General features: G+C 62.0%; 19 protein-coding genes and 1 pseudogene. 10 read left to right on the forward strand and 10 right to left on the reverse strand.

The window, feature by feature from the left end:
- Positions 1 to 14: 14 nt before the first annotated feature.
- Genes JMY28_RS06790 through JMY28_RS06800 form a run of 3 tightly spaced genes read right to left on the reverse strand, consistent with a single transcriptional unit; the run spans position 15 to position 3,431 of the window.
- Positions 15 to 419, reverse strand: coding sequence for an ExbD/TolR family protein (locus tag JMY28_RS06790; RefSeq protein WP_201695105.1), 405 nt, complete (start codon positions 417 to 419; stop codon positions 15 to 17).
- Positions 416 to 1,054 carry a MotA/TolQ/ExbB proton channel family protein gene (locus JMY28_RS06795; RefSeq protein WP_201695106.1) on the reverse strand — a complete coding sequence of 213 codons (639 nt, stop codon included), beginning with the start codon at positions 1,052 to 1,054 and terminating at the stop codon, positions 416 to 418. The genes JMY28_RS06790 and JMY28_RS06795 overlap by 4 nt, the downstream gene beginning before the upstream one ends.
- Before the next feature lie 25 nt (positions 1,055 to 1,079).
- Positions 1,080 to 3,431 carry a TonB-dependent receptor gene (locus tag JMY28_RS06800; protein ID WP_201695217.1) on the reverse strand — a complete coding sequence of 784 codons (2,352 nt, stop codon included), beginning with the start codon at positions 3,429 to 3,431 and terminating at the stop codon, positions 1,080 to 1,082.
- Between the two features lie 445 nt (positions 3,432 to 3,876).
- Here JMY28_RS06800 and JMY28_RS06805 point away from each other — a divergent pair, with 445 nt between their 5' ends.
- Entirely contained in the window at positions 3,877 to 4,500 is a 624-nt protein-coding gene (locus JMY28_RS06805; protein ID WP_201695218.1) for an ABC transporter ATP-binding protein, read from the forward strand.
- A gap of 348 nt (positions 4,501 to 4,848) precedes the next feature.
- Here the strand turns inward: JMY28_RS06805 and JMY28_RS06810 are convergent, their stop codons facing one another.
- Positions 4,849 to 5,115, reverse strand: coding sequence for a hypothetical protein (locus tag JMY28_RS06810; RefSeq protein WP_201695107.1), 267 nt, complete (start codon positions 5,113 to 5,115; stop codon positions 4,849 to 4,851).
- Between the two features lie 121 nt (positions 5,116 to 5,236).
- Between JMY28_RS06810 and JMY28_RS06815 the strand changes: the two genes are divergently transcribed.
- The gene (locus JMY28_RS06815) at positions 5,237 to 5,767 is read left to right on the forward strand and encodes an isochorismatase family protein (RefSeq protein ID WP_201695108.1); all 531 of its coding nucleotides are present in this window, start codon (positions 5,237 to 5,239) and stop codon (positions 5,765 to 5,767) included.
- 150 nt (positions 5,768 to 5,917) lie between these two features.
- Here the strand turns inward: JMY28_RS06815 and JMY28_RS06820 are convergent, their stop codons facing one another.
- On the reverse strand, positions 5,918 to 7,147 hold the full coding sequence (locus JMY28_RS06820) for an MFS transporter (protein WP_201695109.1): 1,230 nt from the start codon (positions 7,145 to 7,147) through the stop codon (positions 5,918 to 5,920).
- Between the two features lie 112 nt (positions 7,148 to 7,259).
- Entirely contained in the window at positions 7,260 to 8,180 is a 921-nt protein-coding gene (locus JMY28_RS06825; RefSeq protein WP_201695110.1) for a LysR substrate-binding domain-containing protein, read from the reverse strand.
- Positions 8,181 to 8,276: 96 nt separating this feature from the next.
- Between JMY28_RS06825 and JMY28_RS06830 the strand changes: the two are divergent.
- Positions 8,277 to 9,011: pseudogene (locus tag JMY28_RS06830) on the forward strand (alpha/beta hydrolase family protein); the annotation flags it as partial.
- A 122-nt stretch (positions 9,012 to 9,133) separates the two neighbouring features.
- Here JMY28_RS06830 and JMY28_RS06835 read toward each other — a convergent pair.
- Positions 9,134 to 10,072: a DMT family transporter gene (locus tag JMY28_RS06835; protein WP_201695111.1), complete on the reverse strand. Its 939-nt coding sequence runs from the start codon at positions 10,070 to 10,072 to the stop codon at positions 9,134 to 9,136.
- A gap of 331 nt (positions 10,073 to 10,403) precedes the next feature.
- Here JMY28_RS06835 and JMY28_RS06840 point away from each other — a divergent pair, with 331 nt between their 5' ends.
- The 6 genes from JMY28_RS06840 to JMY28_RS06865 are packed head-to-tail and all read left to right on the forward strand — an operon-like array spanning position 10,404 to position 15,995.
- The gene (locus tag JMY28_RS06840; RefSeq protein WP_201695112.1) at positions 10,404 to 11,336 is read left to right on the forward strand and encodes a TauD/TfdA dioxygenase family protein; all 933 of its coding nucleotides are present in this window, start codon (positions 10,404 to 10,406) and stop codon (positions 11,334 to 11,336) included.
- Positions 11,337 to 11,369: 33 nt separating this feature from the next.
- Positions 11,370 to 12,398, forward strand: coding sequence for an ABC transporter substrate-binding protein (locus JMY28_RS06845; RefSeq protein WP_201695113.1), 1,029 nt, complete (start codon positions 11,370 to 11,372; stop codon positions 12,396 to 12,398).
- Positions 12,399 to 12,426: 28 nt separating this feature from the next.
- Positions 12,427 to 13,227: an ABC transporter ATP-binding protein gene (locus tag JMY28_RS06850; protein WP_201695114.1), complete on the forward strand. Its 801-nt coding sequence runs from the start codon at positions 12,427 to 12,429 to the stop codon at positions 13,225 to 13,227.
- An 11-nt stretch (positions 13,228 to 13,238) separates the two neighbouring features.
- Positions 13,239 to 14,048, forward strand: a complete 810-nt coding sequence (locus JMY28_RS06855) for an ABC transporter permease (RefSeq protein ID WP_201695115.1) — start codon at positions 13,239 to 13,241, stop codon at positions 14,046 to 14,048.
- 10 nt (positions 14,049 to 14,058) lie between these two features.
- Positions 14,059 to 15,681: an FAD-dependent oxidoreductase gene (locus tag JMY28_RS06860; protein ID WP_201695116.1), complete on the forward strand. Its 1,623-nt coding sequence runs from the start codon at positions 14,059 to 14,061 to the stop codon at positions 15,679 to 15,681.
- Complete coding sequence (locus tag JMY28_RS06865) at positions 15,678 to 15,995, forward strand: 4Fe-4S dicluster domain-containing protein (RefSeq protein WP_201695117.1); 318 nt, start codon at positions 15,678 to 15,680, stop codon at positions 15,993 to 15,995. Before JMY28_RS06860 ends, JMY28_RS06865 begins: the two co-directional genes overlap by 4 nt.
- 48 nt (positions 15,996 to 16,043) lie before the next feature.
- Here the strand turns inward: JMY28_RS06865 and JMY28_RS06870 are convergent, their stop codons facing one another.
- Positions 16,044 to 17,417 carry an LLM class flavin-dependent oxidoreductase gene (locus JMY28_RS06870; protein ID WP_201695118.1) on the reverse strand — a complete coding sequence of 458 codons (1,374 nt, stop codon included), beginning with the start codon at positions 17,415 to 17,417 and terminating at the stop codon, positions 16,044 to 16,046.
- Positions 17,418 to 17,470: 53 nt separating this feature from the next.
- Positions 17,471 to 18,280: a class I SAM-dependent methyltransferase gene (locus JMY28_RS06875; RefSeq protein WP_201695119.1), complete on the reverse strand. Its 810-nt coding sequence runs from the start codon at positions 18,278 to 18,280 to the stop codon at positions 17,471 to 17,473.
- A 186-nt stretch (positions 18,281 to 18,466) separates the two neighbouring features.
- On the opposite strand from JMY28_RS06875, the gene JMY28_RS06880 reads away from it, so the two are divergent.
- A complete protein-coding gene (locus tag JMY28_RS06880; protein WP_201695120.1) occupies positions 18,467 to 18,661 on the forward strand; it encodes a hypothetical protein in 195 nt (64 codons plus the stop codon).
- A 17-nt stretch (positions 18,662 to 18,678) separates the two neighbouring features.
- Here JMY28_RS06880 and JMY28_RS06885 read toward each other — a convergent pair whose 3' ends face one another.
- The gene (locus tag JMY28_RS06885) at positions 18,679 to 19,236 is read right to left on the reverse strand and encodes a sugar O-acetyltransferase (RefSeq protein ID WP_201695121.1); all 558 of its coding nucleotides are present in this window, start codon (positions 19,234 to 19,236) and stop codon (positions 18,679 to 18,681) included.
- Between the last annotated feature and the right edge of the window lie 6 nt (positions 19,237 to 19,242).

The following is a 19,242-nucleotide window of genomic DNA, read 5'->3' on the forward strand; positions in this document are numbered from 1 at the left end:
CGAAGCGCAAGATCCTACGGTTGGTCACGGTGGACCGCAATGAGGAAATGGCCGGCCCCGCCCAAACGGGCCTGGAGCATGGCTTGGACCACCATCCCGTTCGGAGCCCCGGCGTCCGCGGCGACAACCACGTTTGCATCGGCGGCGAGCAGGTGTTTCACCGTTCCCGCCACTTCGCTTAGCTGCACATTCTGGCGGTTCACCGCGATCTGGCCGCTGCGGCTCACGCTGAGCGTGAGTGGCTGTTGCTCGGCCAGCGGTTGCGCCGTGCCGCGCGGTAGTTCCAGTTTGACTGCGTCGAGCCGCTGCATCGTAAGTGACGCGAGCATAAAAGTGGCGAGCAGGAAGAACATCACATCGATCATCGGAATGATCTCGATGCGACCGCGCTTCGATGCGCGGGAACGGCGCAGTTTCATGACGTCTGCGCCTCGTGTTCCTGTGCCAGTCTCACGTTGCTGAGCCACGTGCTGGCGATCGCTTCGAGTTCGTCCATGAGGCCGTCGATGCGCCTTGAAAAGTAGTTGAAGGCGAACAGCGAGACGAGTGCGATCACGAGGCCGATGGCTGTTGCCACCAGCGCCTGCGCCACACCGCCGGTCACACCGCCTGGATTGACCAGGCCGTTATTTCCGATCAACCGGAACGCGTGCATCATGCCGACGATCGTCCCTAGCAGGCCGAGAAGCGGTGCGGCCGTCACGATCGTCTCGAGTACCCACAGGCCTCTAGACATGTCGCGCTGCACGTCGAGGGCTAGCGCGCCCGCCCTGGCTTCGATCCACCATGCGGGTCTCGCTGGGTGACCGATCAACGGTTCGAGCAGTCGGCGCAGTGCGTGCTGCCGGGGCAGTTGCACAAGCGCCGCGGTGAGAGCGGCCTCACCCGCTGCATCGGCTTGCTTGTGCGCAGCGGCGGGAATGAGCGCGAAGCGCCAGAACACCCAGCCGCGATCGAGCGTGATCACGAGCGCAACGATGGCTAGCAACGTCAGCGGATAGACGACCCATCCGCCAATTCGCGCGGCCTGCACGATTCCTGTCCAGTCTTGCATGGGGACACCCGGTTATGAGGTTCTGTCAAAAATATTTGGTTAGACCTGCATAGAAAGCGCGATAGGGGCCGTACTGAGGCGCGAACACGCCGATGCCTGAACCGTCGCGCAGCGCATAGGTCCTGCCGAATGCGTTGATCACCACGACGCGCCCATCCATCTTGCCGACCACAGGCAAGTCGAAATGCTCGATGACGGCCAGATTGACCTGCGCATAGAACGGCATCTTGCCGGTGTTGGCAAAGCCGTTGCGCAGGCCGCTGCCTGCCGTGCCGTCCATCGTGAAGGTGGTGCGATGCCAGTTGTAGGCGCCGCCGAACGATGCTGTCACCCGCTGGTCGTGATCGAGGAATACCCAGTTATTGCTGATGAACGCCAATTCGTCCGCGCCGAAATTGAATTGGGCTGAATTGACGTTTTTGCCCATCGCACGGCTGTAGGCGAGGTTCAGATACGCCGACACGTTTTCGTGCTTGTAGTTGGCCGTGAATTCGACGCCATAAACGCGCCCGTACTGGTAGTTGAACGGCGTGTAGATGAGCGCCGCGCCAAACTGGCCGAGGTCGAGCAGGTTGTGCGCCTTCTTGTAGTACGCGTCCAGCCCCAGCGTGAGATCCGAGCCGATTTGCTGCGTTACGCCAAGATCGAAGTAATCGGCGCGTTCGGGCTGTACCGGATCGTTCTGCGTAACCTCGCTTTGATTAGTAGTGCCATTGAATCGGCTGATGGTGGAACTGGATACCAGTTCGAACGAAGGCGGCGTGAAGTAACGGGCGTAGCCAGCATGAAATGTCGTGGTCGGCGTCAGCTTGAAAACGGCGCCAATGCGCGGACTCAACTGGTTCGCCTGCACGTATTCGTCCATGCCGTCATAGCGCAGTCCGTAATTCAGGGTCAGCCGGCTGTTGATCTTCCACTCGTCCTGGATATACGCACTGTACAGGTATCCCGTCTTGCTGCTCGAATCGGACAGCGTGAAGGGCACATCGGAAGTCTGGTTGCCGTTGGCATCGGCGGGAAAGACGGATACGTTGTCCCAGAAGGTCGCATGCTCCTGCTGGAAGAGCACGCCGGCGCGTAGCGTGTGGTGATCGTTCAGCCGGTACGTGGTGTCGGCCTGCAGGCCGTTGGCGGTATCGCTGTGGAAGTCCTGTGAGGCGACGCCGTTGAAGATCAGGTCGCCGACCGGGTCCGGATTGAACTGGGTGCGCGTATAGCGCGTGAAAAGCGCCACCTGATAGTCGAGTGCCCCGCCGTTGGTCCCTTGCAGCGCGACGACAGCGAAGTTGTTCAACTCCGACTGGGTTTCGTTCAGGTTAGCGGAATCGAACGACGGCACGCCTGCGAGCATGAAGTTGGGCGTGAGGCCCGGCGTATTCGGAATCTGGAACTGGTTGGCTGTTGTGCCGAACATCACGCTCACGCGCGTGAGCGGATTGATGATGTAGGACATATACCCGAAGGCATTGCCTTGGCGCGTGTGATCATGGATCGGGCTTGGCGACGCGGTGGGCGCCTCGATGCCCAGATTGTTTTCACCCAGTGAGCCGCTGAAGAAATAGCTGAAATCGCCCTTGCTGCCGTAGACATCGGCGCTCGTCTGGATGGTCTGATGGCTGCCGCCATAGACATCGATCGAACCACCATTGCCGAGGTCGCCCGATTTGGTGCGGATATCCACGATGCCGGCAGTGCGGTAGCCATACTCGGCCGGCAGCGCGCCGGTCAGAAGGTTGACCTGCTCGATGATGCGCGTGTCGAGCGATTGGCCGAAGCCGCTGATCGGCTCGGGAATCAGAATGCCGTTGATGCGGTATTGCAGGTCGGCGTGGTCGCCCCGTACATGCAACTGACCGTATGAGTCGTCCGCGACGCCGGGGGCCTGCAGCAGCACCTGATTCAGCGGTGTGTTTTGACCTTGCGGCATGGCCGCTATGTCGGCCTGGGTGATCCGGTAGATGCTGCTACCGGTTTCCGGGAGCAACCCGTTGCGTGCCTCGGCGAGCCGCTTCGCATTGACCTGCACGTCGAGCGTATCGCCCTTGTTCAGAACCACTGCGACGCTGGTTGGCCTGGCGGGCGCGGTGGTCGCGATTTGCGAGGCAGCGGCGAAACCGGGCGCCGTTACGGTCACCGCGTAAGTACCGGTCGCAACGTGAAGGAGTTCGAAGTGTCCGTCCGCATCGGTCGTGGTATGTCCCGCCGCCGCGCCGTGCGCGTCCTGGAGCACAACGGCGGCGTGGCCCACCGGCTTGCCCGCCATGTCCTTCACGGTCCCGTTGAGCGTGGTGTCGGCGTCTGCGGCCCGCGCCTGGCTGGCCGTGATCATGGCGAAGGAGACAAGCGCCGCGTGGGCGATGAGTGAGCGGTGGATCATCATGCGGTTGGGAAGAGTTGTTGTTTTCCGGACGTTCTTACGAGGCAGCCGCGTCCGCGGTCCTGGGCTCCCTGGACTTCGGCCGCTGGTTGGATCGGCTCACCTCGAAATTGAAATGCAATGATATAACATTGCAATTGACTTCCGCCATGGCAGATCGAATAAAAAAGAACGGCCCAAAAGTGAAATCAATATGAAAGCTAGGCGTCGGATATTTTAAACACTCGACGGGGGAGTACCGACGAAACGTGGGCGAGGTTGTTGCGTCGGAGCCGGCGTGGCACGATATCGCGTCTGTCTAGTGCACGGTTTCGCGACCGCACTAAGGGAACCTCCCGCAACGCTACGCGTCCCGGCAATCCGTCTTGCTCAGCATCATGTTGGCTGCGATGTGGGTCGCTGTCGTGCAGCGCGCCTGGCAATTGTTCATTTGATCCACTCCACCATGCTTCGATTCGAAAACCTCAGCAAACGCTATGGCGAGCGCGTTATCTTCCAGGGACTGCATCACCTCTGCGGCGCCGGATGCGTGGCGCTATGCGATGAAAACGGCAGTGGCAAGTCCACGTTGCTCGGCATCCTTGCCGGCGCGATCGACGCCGATGCTGGGGAGGTGTGGGTCAACGGCCATTCGCTGCGTAGCGCTACGCTCGAGGCGAAGTCCGCCTTGGCGTATGTGCCCGACGACTGCATGGCATATCCGTTCCAAACCGGCCGGGCGTTTCTCGAACTCGTGGCGTCGACAAAGAAGACAGCCGTCGGCGCTCGTACGCTCGATCTCGCGGACCGCTTTGGCCTCACGTCGCATCTTGAGAAACGCTTCGAGCAGATGTCGCTCGGCACCCGCAAGAAAATCTTCCTGACGGCGACGACGCTGGGCGAGCCAGCCGTCGTTATCGCGGACGAACCGGGCAACGGGCTCGACGCCGCTGCGCGCGCCGTTCTCATCGATCTATTCAAGAATCTGGCGAAACATAGCGCGGTCTTTTTTTCGAGTCACGATTTGAAGCTTGCGCGAGCTTGTGAGGCAAAAGTCGCCAGTTTTGCCGATCTTGGTGCGGGCGTGTGAGCATGAACGGTTGCGCGACGGCGGCGGTCGCAGTCCCAGTCTGCGTGGAATGCGGCACGGCGCAGCCAAATGCCGATATGCGATTGGCGCAACGGGTCGCGTGCACGGGCTGTGGCGCACTCGGCGCGCGAACGCAAGTGCCGGAAGGTCGAAGCGCTCAGGCCCGGCGCCAATAAATCACCGACCACGCCACTCGGCTTGCCAGAACTGATACGCAGTCCAAAGGATGGCGAGGTTGCGCCGTATCGGCTAAACGTGCAGCCGTAGCTCGCAAGCCCGCCGTTCCCAGCAGGCTTCTATTCGAGCATCGACAGCGTATCGTCCGGCAGTACGGCGCGCGCGGGCTAGTTAGTGCCCATGCGCCTCGCGGAATCCGGCGTCCTTTTCGAGTCGGCGACCGTGAGTGCCGACATGGAATCCTGCTGAAATCACAAAGAGGACTCCGGCGAAAGGCCAGATATAGATTGCCAGCGAGAAGGAAAGCCAACAGGCTTCTTGTGGCGGATATGCCTGGAGGGCCCAGACAAGACAGGCAACTGGCAACAGCATCAGACACAGTGCCGACCGGGTGAGAAAAGTGGCGGCCCTTGCTTTCTTTAGCGTCTCTGCTTGCATGCCTGGCTCCATAGGGAATGGCATTGGGACATAGAGTCGCACGGCGACCATTTGTCGCATACTTAGTAATATCCCTGACAGGTGCCATTTTGCGCACTGCAATTTCCCAAAAGGATTCGCGATGCTGCATAGCCTTTCCGAATCGATCGTAGTTCTGATCGACTTGCAAACGAGACTGATGCCTGCGATTCACGACGGCGCATCCGTTGTCGCTCAAGCCGCTCGGCTCGGGCGGATCGCTAGGGGGCTCGATGTTCCCGTTATCGGGACAGAGCAAAATCCAGAGTCACTTGGCGAGAACGCGAAGGAAATAAAGGATCTGAGCTCGATTACTGTTGCAAAGCACCATTTCGACGCCACTGCCGATGGCCTGATAGACGCGCTGCCTCAAGGGCGAACCCGAGCCATCGTCGCGGGATGCGAGGCGCATGTCTGCGTGCTGCAGACGGCGATCGGTTTGCTCCATCGCGGCCTATCGGTCACTGTCGTTATCGATGCGATAGGTTCGCGAAAAATCGTCGATAAAGACGCGGCAGTTGCGCGGCTGAACAAAGCGGGCGCCGACGTGGCTACGGTCGAGATGGTCGCGTTCGAGTGGTTGCGCTCCAGCCAGCACCCGCAATTCCGCGACATACTGCAGCTGATCAAGTGAGTTGCGATACGCCGCACGATCATTGGCAAAACGCGGCGCCAGTGAGCAAGGCAAGCATCGTCGACGGCGACAGATATTCGACGAACGTCCAGGCAATTAGCGCTGCGAACGAAACAGCCAGCATGATTTGCAGCACGGCCAATCTCCCGCTCACGAGGGTTGGCCCGCGATCACGACGCGCTGCACAACCCGCTCGTCGTCGATTGGCAAGTGCATGACGCCGGCCATGATGCCGAGCGCAATCGAGCCTTGCCAAAGCAGGTCGTAGCTATGTGTCGCGTCGAACACCACGCCGCCGAGCCAGACGCCAAAGAAACTCCCGATTTGATGCCCGAGAAACACGAAGCCGAAGAGCGTCGAGATGTAGCGCACGCCGAACATCTGCGAAACGATCCCGTTCGTCAGCGGTACGGTGCCGAGCCACATGAACCCCATCGCGAACGCGAACACATAAAGCGTAAGGGGCGAGAGTGGCAGGGCGAGGAACAGCGCCATCACACCTGAGCGCGCGAAGTAGATTCCAGAGAGCAGATATTTGCGGCGCAGAAAGCCGCCTGAGTAGCCGCATAAAAACGTGCCCGCTGTATTAGCCAGCGCGATCAGTGCGAGCGCCAGGCTCGCTTCGCGCGCGCTCATGCCCTTGTCGAGCAAATAAGCGGGCAGGTGCGCGCCGATGAATGCGAGCTGGAAGCCGCACGACAAAAAGCCCAGATTGAGCAGCCAGAACCCGCGATGCGAAAACGCTTCTCTCATCGCGCGGCGCAGTGTGTCGTGCGAATCGGTCGCGCCGATGCGTTCCGCCGGCCGATCGCGCAGCCATGTCGCGAGCGGCGCGCTTGCGAGCATCATGGCGGCGAGCACGAGAATGGCCGCGACCCAGCCGAATCTGCCGATCATTCCTTGCGTGAGCGGCACGACGCAGAACTGGCCAAGGCCGCCGAACATGCCCGCCACGCTCAGCGCCCAGCTACGCTGATCGGCTGCGAAGAGCCGGGAGAGCGCGCCATAGACCGCGCCGAACGCCGTTCCCGACAATGCAACGCCAAGTACCACGCCCACGCCGAACGTGTAGACGCCAGGCGTCGCGCTCAGCGCCATCATCGCGAGGCCGAGCGCATAGAGCACGGCGCCCGCGAAGATCACGCGCGCGGAGCCGAAGCGGTCCGAGATCATGCCGGTGAGTGGCTGTGCAACGCCCCACAGCAAGTTTTGCAGCGCGAGCGCGAGGCCGAACGTCTCACGCGACCAGCCGCGATCGAGCGTGACGGGCAACAGAAAAAGCCCTTGCACGTTGCGCACGCCTAGCGCCGCGCCCATCACCACTCCACCCGCAATCACGAGCAGCCAGCGGCGGCGCCATGCATCGTCCATTCCGGTCATCGTTCGCCTCCTCGCACTGTGCGCTTCGCTGTTGCGTAGCGTCGCGCCTAGTAGAGCGCGGGGAGGCTAGTTGGCTCAAGCGAGTTTTTGGCACTCTTCGCATGCGCGTTGCTCATGCGATCTGGCTTTGGCGAGCCTGTTCGACGATCCAGTCGATGACGGCGCGCACGTCGTCGCGCGGGGTATCGTCGGCCTGATGCAGCCAGTAGGCGTAGCCGGTCGGGCCCACGGCGCGCGCATTGCCGATGGCGGCGAGCCTCCCGTCGGCAAGCAGCGGCTGAACGAGCGCAAGGCGCCCGAGTGCGATGCCGCGGCCGGCAGTGGCGGCCTGAATGACCTGATCGTACTGGTTGAAACGCAGCACGCCGCGAAGCGGCGCGCTGTCGAGGCCGCGCGCGCCCAGATGATCTGCCCAGCGAAGCAGCGGGCGGCGCACCCCTTCGAACTCGAGCAGCACGTGGCGCGCGAGCGTGGCCGCGTCGAGCTTCTTGACGTTCAACGAGGGATGCGCGACTGGCAGTACGTACTCGTCATATAAGTGCATCGCGCGACTCGACGCCTCCGGCGCAATGCGCTCGGGAGCATAGCGCAACGCCAGATCGATGCCTTCGGCGCGCAGATCGAGCACCTTCTCGGACGTCGCGATACGCAGATCGATATCGGGAAGCAGGCGTTGCAGTTCACCGATACGCGGCAGCAGCCAAAGCCCGGCAATGCCGATGCTGGCAGTGATCGTCACCGGCTGGCGTGTCTGCGGCGCCGCCAGCGCGCCGACGATTTCCTGCATCTGCTGTACCGCGCTGTCCGAAACGCGCAGCAGGCGCTCGCCTTCCGCTGTGAGTGAGATCGAACGGTAGCCACGGTTGAAGAGGCGCACGCCCAGCGCCTCTTCGAGCGCAGCGATCTGGCGGCTCACGGCGGATTGCGTCACGCACAGGTCGTCGGCGGCGAGCGTGATGCTCATGCGCCGGCCCACTGCCACGAAGCCGCGAATGAGGTCGAGCGGAGGGAGTTTCACGAGCGGCACTGACATGCGGTTTCCTCATGCGAAAGCTGCTGAAAGATTGATTGAAGTGGCGGGCAAGGTCAAGTGAAATCGACGCTCCGGGTTTCTTCATGGAGCACGTTCATGCACACTGCCGATCCAGGCGAGACGCGTCCTCTCGCCGTCGCCATTACCGCCGCCGACGGCTTCACGCTCCGCGCTTATGTGTGGCGCCGCCACGCATGGCTGAACACGGGCGATCCGCGTCCGGTCGTCATCGTCAATTCGGCCACGTCGGTGCGCTGCCAATACTATTTCCGCTTTGGCGCGTGGCTGCACCAGCAGGGCTTCGACGTGCTGGTCTACGACTACCGTGGCATTGGTGCTTCCCAGACAGTTGCGCTAGCAACGATCGATGCGAGCTGGCTGGAGTGGGGCGAACGCGATTTCGAAGCGGTGATGCGTTATGTGCGGAGCACGTTCCCCGGGCAGCCGATCGATGTCGTGGGACATAGCATCGGCGGCTTTCTGATCGGGCTCGCGCCGTCGAATCATCTCATTCGGCGCGTCTTCACCGTCAGCACGCAGTACGCTTATTGGCGCGATTACGCGCTGCGCAGCATGCCCCTAATGCTCTGGAAATGGCATGTCGTCATGCCCGTTTTGACGTGCCTGAAGGGCTATTTCCCGGCATCGTGGTTCGGCTGGATGGAGGACACGCCGCGCGGCGTCGTGAGCATCTGGAGCCGGGGCCGCGCCCGCTTTGAAGATACGCTTCGCAAGGGATCGCTCGCGCGCACGCCGCAGCAGCGCGCTGAGATCGTTGCTCGCTTTGGCGCTATGCATGCGCCCATTCTTGCCGTCAGTTTCCCCGACGACCCGTTCGGCACGATCCGGGCGATCGAACGCACGCTGCACTATTTCACACATAGCGACTCGACGCATCTGCGCATCACGCCCGCTTCGGTTGGCGAGCGCAGCATCGGGCACTTCGCATTTTTTCACTCGCGATTCGAGCGCAGCCTGTGGCCCGTCGCGCGCCATTGGCTGACCGATGGCAACGTCATCGCGGCGACCCCGGCGACTACGCAGCCGAGTCCCAGCCATGCCGAGGGCGAGAGCGATTCACCGAGCCACGCAATGCCGATTGCCACGCCGATTGGCACACGCAAATAGGCTTGCGCCGTTGTGCCAACCGAGCCGAGCGTCTGTACGAGCCGGAAGTAAATGACAAACGCGATCGCTGTCGAAAAAACGGCGAGCGCGATCAGCGCCATCATCGATTGCAATGACGGATGCAGGGTCCACGGGCGGTCAACGACCAGGCTCACGGGGACAAGCACGATTGCGCCCACCATGAGCGATCCCGCAGCGGGAGTGACCGGCGACAGTCCCTCGAACGATCGACCGTAGATCGCCGCGCCTGCGTAGCAAATCGTCGCGGCGACGATCGCCAGTTGCGCAACGAGCTGCCTGCCGAGTCCTTCGAACGCGCTCACGCCAACCACGAGGCAGATACCGGCGAGGCCAGCGGCGATACCGAATAGCTTGCGCGCGCTGACCCGCTCGTGGCGAGTAATCAGCCATGTTCCGAGGAATGCCATGACAGGTGACGTGGAATTGAGGATCGTCGCCAAACCGGCTTCCACCGAACGCTCGGCCCATGCGATCAAGGTAAAAGGAATCACGCTATTGAGCAGGGCCTGCACGGCGAAACGACGCCATACGGCAGGGTCTCGCGGGATAGGAACGCGCTGCGCCAGCATCCAGAGCAGAAGGAGTGTTCCGGCAATCAACGTTCTCGCTGCGATGAGCGTGAATGGCGGGATCGTCGCCACGCCGATTCTAATGAACGTATAGGACGCTCCCCAAAGGGTGGAAAGTGCGAGGAGCCAAAGCAGGTCGAGCCCGGTCGATTTGCTCGCAGTCGTCGTTTGCATGCTGGGCGATTGATTTCGCGAAAGTCGCGGTGAGATTGCATGGCCACGCGCCGGGCATGTAAAGCGCGTACCGGACAGATTATGCGGGTGTCGTTGCTCCGAACATTTCGGCCTGAAGCGAAATGTGGAATGCCGACGTCGCGAAGCGAACGATTCGGATCGTCTCGCGACGCGGGAACCTTTGACTATAGAAAGCGATCGTGAACACGGCAAATGACCGATTCGTCAATGCAACCCACGCGTGCGCTGAAGAGCGTCCGTCAATTGCTTCGTTGCATGCGTAGCGGAGCCGATGGTTTGATGTTCTCCACCCTTGACCACGGAGAACGCAATGAGCACGGTACTGGAGCAGCCCCAATCGCAAGCCGGCGCCCATCAGGAACTGCGCGTACGTCGTTACAAACCACTGATCGGCGCGGTGATCGAGAACGTCGACCTATCGAAACCGTTGAGCGAAGCGAACCGGCAAACGCTGCGTCAGGCGCTCGTCGATCATGGGGTGGTCTTCTTTCGCGAGCAGACCCTCACGCCCGAGCAGCACGTCGCGCTTGCGCGCATTTTCGGCAACCCTATCCGCAAGAACGTCTATTTGCCTGCTGTGGCGGGCTTTCCCGAAATTGAAGTCATCGCGCACAGCGACAAGACGCGTTCGGGCGGCACGGACAACTGGCACGTCGACGTTTCCTGGCAGCATCAGCCGCCCAAAGCCACTGTCCTCCACGCGCAGGAGATTCCCGAAGGGGGCGGCGGCGACACGATCTGGTCCTCGTCGGCGGCAGTCTACGACTTGCTGGATGCCGATCTGGCCCGCTACTTCGAGAAGCTGACCGCGGTGAACACCTTCATCGCCTCGCCGAAAAAGGCTGCGCTGGCCGAGCTGCTGAGCGGTTACGACATTCCGGAAGGCACCGAGGAAAATAGTGTGGAAGCAGGACTTGCACGCGTGCGCGACGCCGCGCAAAAGTATCCGCCTATCGAAGTGCCGGTGATCAAGACCCACCCTGAAAACGGCCGCAAGCTCGTGTTCGTGAACGAAGGCCACACGAGTCATTTGCTCGGCGTTTCCAAAACCGCGAGCCAGAGCCTGCTCAATTATCTATACGACCTCATCAAGACGCCCGAGGTCCAGGCGCGATTCGAATGGCGTCAGGGCGATGTCGCGATTTGGGACAACCGTCAGGTGCAGCATTACGCGGCACGCGACTACGGCTCTGCGCGGCGGCGCATTCATCGCGTCACGCTCGAGCACGACGGCGTCTTCTAAAGCGGAAATTCCGCCTCTACTACGGAACATCACATGAAACGCCGTCTCCTTAGCCACTCAAAACGTTTCGTCATCCTTCATATTGCGGCGATATTAGCCGCGGCTGCGTCGATGCCGGCGTTCGCGCAGACGCCGGAGAAGCAGGAGCTGCGCTATCAGGGCTGGGCGAGCAAGGTGCTGTACCCCGAGCTGGCCGAAGACCTCGGCTATCTCGCGCCTCTGAAGCTCCAATGGGTGGGTAACACGACGAGCGGGCCGCAGGATATTCAGGCGGCCGTGACTGGCGACGTCGATTTCGGCGGCGCGTTCAACGGCTCGATCGTCAAGCTCGTGGCCGCCCATGCGCCCGTGAAAGCCGTGATTTCCTATGTCGGCACGGACAAAGAGACCAACGGCGGGCTGTTCGTGCGCGACGACAGCCCGATCAAGGGGCCGCGCGATCTGATCGGGCGTCGCGTCGGCGTGAATACACCCGGTGCGTATGAGCAGTACGTCGTGACCGCCTGGCTGCAGAAGGCGGGTGTTTCGCAGGCCGATATCGACAAGGTGGTGTTCGTCGCGGCGCCGCCCGTGAATCTCGCGCAATTGCTCAAGCAAAAGCAGCTCGACGCCGTGTTTCTGGAAGACATCGTGAAGGACAAGCAACTCGCGCTGGGCGGGGCGAGGCTCCTCACGACCGACTACCAGCTGTTTGGTTCGTTCGGCTACGCGAGTTATCTTTTCACCGATCGCTTCATCGCGCGGAACCCGAATACGGTGCGCAAATTCGTCGAAGGCACGGCGCGCGCGATCGAATGGACACGCACCACGCCACGCGCGGAAGTCGTGGCCCGGCTGCACAAGATCATCGAGGCGCGCCACCGCAATGAAGACGCCACCATCGTCGAATACTGGAAATCGCCGGGTGTAGGCGGCAAGGGCGGCTTGATCGCCACCGACGATTTCACGACCTATTTCGACTGGTACGTGAACAACGGCGTGCTGAAAGCGGGTCAGGTGAAGCCCGGCGATGTCTATTCGAATCAGTTCAATCCGTTCAACCAGAGAGTCGCGAGCCAGTGAAGCGGCGTCATCACGCGAGGAAAGCGCAATGAGTGCATCGATCAGCGTGCGCAATGTGGTCAAAGGGTTTCATTTGAATCGGCGGGGGCATTTTGTTGTGCTCGAAGACATTTCCTTCGATGTGGCGGCCGGTGAGTTCGTCGCGCTGGTGGGGCCGAGCGGCTGCGGCAAGACCACGTTGCTGGACCTGATCGGCGGACTCACTCAGGCGGATCGCGGCAAGATACTGATCGGCGGGCACGAAATAGAAGGGCCCGGACTCGATCGGGGCATCGTCTTTCAGCAATACGCGCTCTTTCCCTGGAAGACGGCGCTCGGCAATATCGAGTTCGGGCTCGAAGCGAAAGGGATCGCGAGGCGTGAGCGCGCCGAGCGCGCGCGGCGTTTTCTCGATCTCGTCGGTCTCGGTGCGTTCGCCGATCGCTACCCGCATGAGCTTTCGGGCGGCATGAAGCAGCGCGTGGCAATTGCGCGGGCGCTGTCCTATGAGCCCGACGTACTGCTGATGGACGAACCGTTCGCGGCGCTCGACGCGCAAACACGCGAAAGTCTGCAAGACGAGTTGTTGCGCATCTGGCAGCGCACGGGCACGACGGTGGTGTTCATTACGCATTCGATAGACGAAGCCATTTACCTGGGCCAACGCGTGCTGGTGATGGCCGCCGGACCCGGCCGTGTCACGCATACGCTGCCGGTGCACGTGCCGCGTGGCGACCTCTCGGATGACATACGTTCGACGCCGGAATTCGTGCGCTTGCGCCATGAAATCTGGCAACTGATTCGTCAACGCCGCGGCAACGCGCATTTGCAGGTCGCGCACGCGGCATGAGGAGAATGGCGATGAGTACGTTGTCTGTTGAATCGAAGCGCGGCTTTTCTGCCGCGTCTTTTGCGGCGGCGGCCTGGCGCGCGGCGCGCGGCAGCATTGCCGTGATTGCGTTTCTTGCGCTCTGGGAAGTATTGCCGCGCGCGGGCTGGGTGGACGCCACGTTCCTGCCGCCTTTCTCCGCAGTGCTCCACGCATTGTTCGAGATGAGTGTGTCGGGCGAACTCGGTGCGAACTTGCTGGCGAGCGCCGCACGCGCAGCGAGTGGGTTTGCAATCGCGGTGGCGATCGGCGTGCCGTTGGGCCTCTTTCTCGGCTGGTATCGCACGCTCGCGGACTTGCTCAATCCCTTGCTGGAGATTTTTCGCAATACGGCGCCGCTCGCATTGCTGCCCGTGTTCGTGCTAGTGCTGGGGATGGGGGAGACGTCGAAAGTCTCGATGGTCGTATATTCGTGCCTCTGGCCTGTCGTGCTCAATACGGTGAGCGGTGTGCGCAACGTCGATCCGCTGCTGGTTCGCTCGGCGCGTTCAATGGGCCTGGGCCCGTTGCGCCTGTTCGTGAAGGTCGTGCTGCCGGCTTCCGTGCCAGCCGTGTTCACGGGCATTCGCGTGGCGGGCGCGTACTCGATACTCGTGCTGATCGCCGCCGAAATGGTGGGCGCGAAAGCGGGGCTCGGCTATCTTGTGAATTATTCGCAATATACGTTCGAAATTCCGAAGATGTACGCGGGCATCGTCACGCTAGCCGTTCTCGGGCTCGCGTTCAATCACGCCGTGGTGATCGTCGAGCGGCGTCTCACCGCATGGCAAGGTAATCGATAAGGAATCCGACATGACGAACCAAAGAACGGGGGTAACGGCATCGTCTGCGCAGGCGTGGTACGACGCCGACGTCCTCGTGATCGGCGGCGGCCCGGCGGGCGCGTGGGCGGCTATTGGCGCGTCGGCGCGCGGCGCGAAGGTCGTGCTCGTCGACAAGGGTTTTTGCGGCACGTCGGGGGCTACCGCGCCATCGGGAACCGGCGTCTGGTACGTCGCTCCGGAAAAGGGCGCGCGCGAGCTCGCGAAAGCAAGCCGCTTCAAGCTGGGTGGCGAGCTTGCCGAGCCGGCGTGGATGGACCGTGTGCTCGAACAAACGTGGGCCCATTGCGAGCAGCTCGCGCAGTGGGGCTATCCATTTCCGCTCGACGAAACAGGGCTCGCGCGCCGCACTTCCTTGCAGGGCCCCGAATATATGCGCTTGCTGCGCAAGCAGGTGAAAGTCAGCGGCGCGCGCATTCTCGACCATAGTCCCGCGCTCGAATTGCTGATCGACGCGCGCGGCGTGGTGGCGGGTGCGAAAGGCGTGCATCGTCAGGCGGACGAAACGTGGATCGCGAAGGCGGGCAGCGTGATCATCGCCACCGGCGGTTGCGCATTCCTGAGCAACGCGCTCGGCTGCAATGTATTGACCGGCGACGGGCAGTTGATGGCGGCGGAAGCCGGCGCGGCGTTTTCCGGCATGGAATTCTCGAATGCTTATGGTTTGGGGCCAGCGTTCGGATCGGTGACGAAATCGTTGTTCTATACATGGGCAACGTTTTATGACGAAGCGGGCAGCGTGATCGAAGGCGCGGGCTCGTCGCATGGCCGCGGCGTGATCGCGAAGACGCTGGAAACGCAACCTGTGTATGCCTGTCTCGACCGCGCCGACGAAGACATTCGCGCGTGGATGCGCCGTGCCCAGCCCAACTTCTTCCTGCCGTTCGACCGGCGCGGCATCGATCCCTTCACGCAACACTTTCCCGTGACGTTGCGGCTTGAAGGCACGGTGCGGGGCACGGGCGGTCTGCATCTCGTGGACGAAACGTGCGCCACGTCTGTCGAAGGCCTCTACGCAGCGGGCGACGCGGCGACGCGCGAACTGATCTGCGGTGGCTTTACGGGCGGCGGCAGCCACAATGCGGCGTGGGCCATGTCCTCGGGATTCTGGGCCGGAGCAGGCGCTGCCGATTACGCGCGCGGGCAACGTTCAGCGCGCGCCTCGCGTCGACTCTATCAAGCGGGCACCGTCGCCTTGCGCGATGGCGCGAGCCCGGTGACCTTCGATAGCGACGCCGTGATTCGCGCTGTGCAGCAAGAGGTATTTCCGACGCAACGCAACTGGACGCGACGCGCTGATCTGCTCGAAGACTCGCTCACGCGCCTCGACGCATTGTGGCGCCATGTGAGCGGCGCCCGCGCGGCGCCTGGCGCGCGCGAGGCCGTGCGTGCGCGCGAAGCGGCCGCGATGCTCGCGAATTCGCGCTGGATGTATCGGAGTGCGTTGCAACGCAAGGAAACGCGCGGCATGCATCGGCGGCGCGAATATACGGGCGCCGATCCCGCGCAGCGGCATCGGCTGTTGAGCGGCGGGCTCGATGAGGTGTGGGTCGAGCGCTTGTACGGGCAAGCCAGCTTGGGAATCGCCGCATGATCGAGATTGTCGATACGTCGCTTTGCACGGGCTGCAATATCTGCGTGCGTGCTTGCCCGACCAATGTATTCGATGCCGCACCAGATGGCGCGCCACATATCGCGCGGCAGCAGGATTGCCAGACCTGCTTCATGTGCGAACTCTATTGCCCTGAAGATGCACTCTTCGTCGCGCCGGAGCCAGCGCCTTGCCCGGAACACAGTGTGGATCGGGCGCTGGTGGGGAGCTATCGCCGTGCGGTGGGTTGGGGCCGCGATCGACAACCCACGGCGGCAGACGATGCGAGTTACGAACTATTGATGCGCGCGCATTGAACGCTGCACGACACGCAACGCTTATGCGTTGCGTGTCGATCAACAGAATCAGGAAGCGACACGCAAGGCGTCTTCCTGTTGCGTGGCGAAGCGGTTCGCGGGACGGGGCAAGCCAAGATGCTCGCGCAACGTGCGCCCCGTATATTCGGTGCGAAAGAGTCCGCGTCGCTGCAATTCCGGCACCACGGACTGCGCGAATTCATTGAGGCCGCCCGGCAGCCACGGCGACATGATATTGAAGCCGTCCGCGCCTTCCTCCTCGTACCATTGCTGAAGCTGGTCGGCAATGCTTTGCGGTGTTCCGATCACCTGTTGATGCCCGCGCGCTCCCGCAATGCGCAGATAAAGATCGCGTATGGTGAGGTTGTCGCGCCGCGCGAGATCGAGCAGCAAACGTTGACGGCTCTTGCCGCCGTTGGTTTCTGGCAGTTCGGGCACGGGGCCATCCACGGGATATTGCGAGAGGTCGAGGCCGCCCGACATGTTCGAAAGCAGTTGAAGCCCCACGCTCGGATGGATCAGCGCCTGCAACGCGTCGAACTTCTCCTGCGCTTCCTCCTGGGTGCGGCCAATCACGGGGAAAATACCCGGCATGATCTTGAGATGCTCGGGGCGGCGGCCATAACGCGCGAGCCGCCCCTTCACGTCGCGATAGAACTGCTTCGCTTCATCGAGCGTTTGATGCGCAACGAAGATCACCTCGGCGGTCTGCGCCGCGAGTTCCCTGCCGGCTTCGGAAGCGCCCGCCTGCACCACAACGGGCCAGCCTTGCGGCGAACGCGCGACGTTCAGCGGTCCGCGCACCTTGAAATGCTTGCCGCGATAGTCCAGCGTGTGCAGCTTCTCGGGGTCGAAGTAGATGCCGCTCGCCTTGTCGCGGATGAAGGCATCGTCTTCCCAGCTATCCCAAAGCCCGGAGACGACATCGTAGAACTCCTTCGCGCGCTCGTAGCGCAGGGCGTGATCGAGATGCTTATCGAGGCTGAAGTTGTGCGCTTCGGTTTCGGTGCTCGAGGTCACGAGATTCCAGCCCGAGCGCCCGCCGCTCAGATAGTCGAGCGAGGCGAATTTGCGGGCCACGTTGTAGGGCTCGTTAAACGAGGTCGACACCGTGGCGATGAGCCCGATGTGCTTCGTGACGACCGATAGCGCGGAGAGCAACGTGATCGGCTCGAAATGATTGGCGCGCGCAGTGCGCGAGAGCGAAGGCACATGGGTATCGCGCACGCTCACGCTATCGGCGAAAAAGATGGCATCGAATTTGGCGCGCTCGGCCGTTTGCGCCAAGTCGGCGTAGTGCGCGAAATCGAGGCCGCCGCCTGCGTGTGCATCGGGATGGCGCCATGCGGCGATATGGTGACCCGTCTCCATCAGGAAGGCGCCGAGGCTCAATTGGCCAGGGCGTCGCGGTGCTGCGCTCATGTGTGCTCCTCGGATCGTGGTTGGCGTTCGCTACGAAAATGGACTGCAAGGATTCAATGCGCGAGCGGCTTGTGCGCCGTGGCGAAAATCATGCGCCGGGTGAGTTCGTAGCCGCGTGCGCTGCGATGCGGTTCGAGTGCTTTCACGAGCCGTGCGCGTACGAGCGCAATGTCCTCGGGCGTGAGCGAGGAAAGGAAATTGCCGAACGAACTCGACTGGCTAAAAGCGAGCACGTCGTCGACGTGTTCGAAGGTGTCGCCGAAGGCGCGAATCTCGTTGTGCGTCACCTCGAAGCCAGCGTCTCGGAGCAGGGCTGCCGAGCGCTCGCGCGTGAGCTTGTTCGGCGCGCCGACTCCCGCGCTTCGCCATTCAGGCTCGCGCGTGAATAGCGCCTGCAGCACGACATGCAGGTCGTGGGGCGCTTCTTCCGGCATGGTCGTGAAGCCAATCCGGGCACCAGGCTTCAGCACGCGCCAGGCCTCGCGCAGCGCCTGCGCCTGATCGGGAATCCAGTGAATCACGCTGTTGAGATACACCACGTCGTAGTGTGCATCGGGCACTGTTTCCAGCGTTTCGGCGCGGCCAACGCGCGCGGCAAATCGGCCTTGCGCGCGTTCGAGCGCGCGTTGCACGCGCAGCGGCAGCGGATCGAGCCCGAGCACTTCACCGTGTGCCCGCACGCGCTGTGCCGCGGATTCGGTGAGTCGACCCGTTCCGCAGCCGACGTCGAGCACGCGTTCGCCTTCGCGCAAGCCGAGCACGTCGAGCAGTTGCAGACCGTGATGAAACTGGCGAATGCCAAGCCGGTCGTATTCTTCGACGAGCGTGGCGGAATCGAGTTCAAGGCTGGGCGCATTCGACATATCGTGGTCCTGACCAAAGTTTGGCAGGGCCATTCTTGCCGATCGGTTTTCTCACCACAAACAAGCAATTGAGCTATTCATAGTTGCGCGAGTGCGTTCGCGCGTCTAAGCATTCCAGAAATGCTTGCTTGGCCGGGCGGAATCGGCAGACTAGATTGGAATATCTCCCTTGCTGTGAGGTATGCCATGTCTAACGCGACGATTGCGCTGCTACAGCGGATTTTCAAACGTCGAGTACGCGTGCCGGAGTATGTGGACGTCAACAGCGCGACTCAAGCCGAGCGCCTCGCGCACATTGCGGTTTGCGCACGCCACGGGTATTTCAGCATGGGCTATACGCCGCTCATGTTCCCGTTCGTGGCGGAGATGCGGTTCGAGTGAATGCGCAAGAGGCGCGCTCAATCCGCAATCGAACGAATGACGCGTGCCGGATTGCCACCGACAAGCGTATTCGGAGGAACGTCTTTCGTGACCACCGATCCCGCCGCCACGACCGAGTTTTCGCCGACCGTTACGCCGCCGATAACGGTCGCGCCCGCGGCGATCCAGACGTTCCTCTCGATCACGATGGGCTTTGCGATGACGCCGTCGCGCCGCCGGGAAGGTTCGATGGGATGACCGGACGTGATGAGGCTCACATTCGGGCCGATCATCACGTCGTCGGCAATGTCGAGGCCGCCCAGGTCATAGAACGTGCAATTCTGGTTGATGAAGACATGGCGCCCGACGCGGATATCGACCCCGCCGGTCGTGTAGAACGGTGGAATCAATAGAACGCTGTCGTCGACCTTCTTGCCGATGAGCTCACCGAACAAGGCCCGGACTTCGTCGGCATCGTTGAAGGTCAACCGGTTCATCGTGGCGGTAATCGCCATCGCGCGTTTGAGGTTTGCGGTCATGGCCGCGGATTCCGGCGTTCTCCTGGGAATTATCGTGGTGCGGTCATCATTCGCCATGCGTTT

Source organism: Paraburkholderia hiiakae, from assembly GCF_904848665.1.
Lineage (GTDB): Bacteria > Pseudomonadota > Gammaproteobacteria > Burkholderiales > Burkholderiaceae > Paraburkholderia > Paraburkholderia hiiakae.

Excerpts from the sequence above, each read along its gene's own strand:
- JMY28_RS06790 (WP_201695105.1), bottom strand. The coding sequence starts at position 419 with ATGAAACTGCGCCGTTCCCGCGCATCGAAGCGCGGTCGCATCGAGATC.
- JMY28_RS06795 (WP_201695106.1), bottom strand. The coding sequence starts at position 1,054 with ATGCAAGACTGGACAGGAATCGTGCAGGCCGCGCGAATTGGCGGATGG.
- JMY28_RS06800 (WP_201695217.1), bottom strand. The coding sequence starts at position 3,431 with ATGATCCACCGCTCACTCATCGCCCACGCGGCGCTTGTCTCCTTCGCC.
- JMY28_RS06805 (WP_201695218.1), top strand. The coding sequence starts at position 3,877 with ATGCTTCGATTCGAAAACCTCAGCAAACGCTATGGCGAGCGCGTTATC.
- JMY28_RS06810 (WP_201695107.1), bottom strand. The coding sequence starts at position 5,115 with ATGCAAGCAGAGACGCTAAAGAAAGCAAGGGCCGCCACTTTTCTCACC.
- JMY28_RS06815 (WP_201695108.1), top strand. The coding sequence starts at position 5,237 with ATGCTGCATAGCCTTTCCGAATCGATCGTAGTTCTGATCGACTTGCAA.
- JMY28_RS06820 (WP_201695109.1), bottom strand. The coding sequence starts at position 7,147 with ATGACCGGAATGGACGATGCATGGCGCCGCCGCTGGCTGCTCGTGATT.
- JMY28_RS06825 (WP_201695110.1), bottom strand. The coding sequence starts at position 8,180 with ATGTCAGTGCCGCTCGTGAAACTCCCTCCGCTCGACCTCATTCGCGGC.
- JMY28_RS06835 (WP_201695111.1), bottom strand. The coding sequence starts at position 10,072 with ATGCAAACGACGACTGCGAGCAAATCGACCGGGCTCGACCTGCTTTGG.
- JMY28_RS06840 (WP_201695112.1), top strand. The coding sequence starts at position 10,404 with ATGAGCACGGTACTGGAGCAGCCCCAATCGCAAGCCGGCGCCCATCAG.
- JMY28_RS06845 (WP_201695113.1), top strand. The coding sequence starts at position 11,370 with ATGAAACGCCGTCTCCTTAGCCACTCAAAACGTTTCGTCATCCTTCAT.
- JMY28_RS06850 (WP_201695114.1), top strand. The coding sequence starts at position 12,427 with ATGAGTGCATCGATCAGCGTGCGCAATGTGGTCAAAGGGTTTCATTTG.
- JMY28_RS06855 (WP_201695115.1), top strand. The coding sequence starts at position 13,239 with ATGAGTACGTTGTCTGTTGAATCGAAGCGCGGCTTTTCTGCCGCGTCT.
- JMY28_RS06860 (WP_201695116.1), top strand. The coding sequence starts at position 14,059 with ATGACGAACCAAAGAACGGGGGTAACGGCATCGTCTGCGCAGGCGTGG.
- JMY28_RS06865 (WP_201695117.1), top strand. The coding sequence starts at position 15,678 with ATGATCGAGATTGTCGATACGTCGCTTTGCACGGGCTGCAATATCTGC.
- JMY28_RS06870 (WP_201695118.1), bottom strand. The coding sequence starts at position 17,417 with ATGAGCGCAGCACCGCGACGCCCTGGCCAATTGAGCCTCGGCGCCTTC.
- JMY28_RS06875 (WP_201695119.1), bottom strand. The coding sequence starts at position 18,280 with ATGTCGAATGCGCCCAGCCTTGAACTCGATTCCGCCACGCTCGTCGAA.
- JMY28_RS06880 (WP_201695120.1), top strand. The coding sequence starts at position 18,467 with ATGTCTAACGCGACGATTGCGCTGCTACAGCGGATTTTCAAACGTCGA.
- JMY28_RS06885 (WP_201695121.1), bottom strand. The coding sequence starts at position 19,236 with ATGGCGAATGATGACCGCACCACGATAATTCCCAGGAGAACGCCGGAA.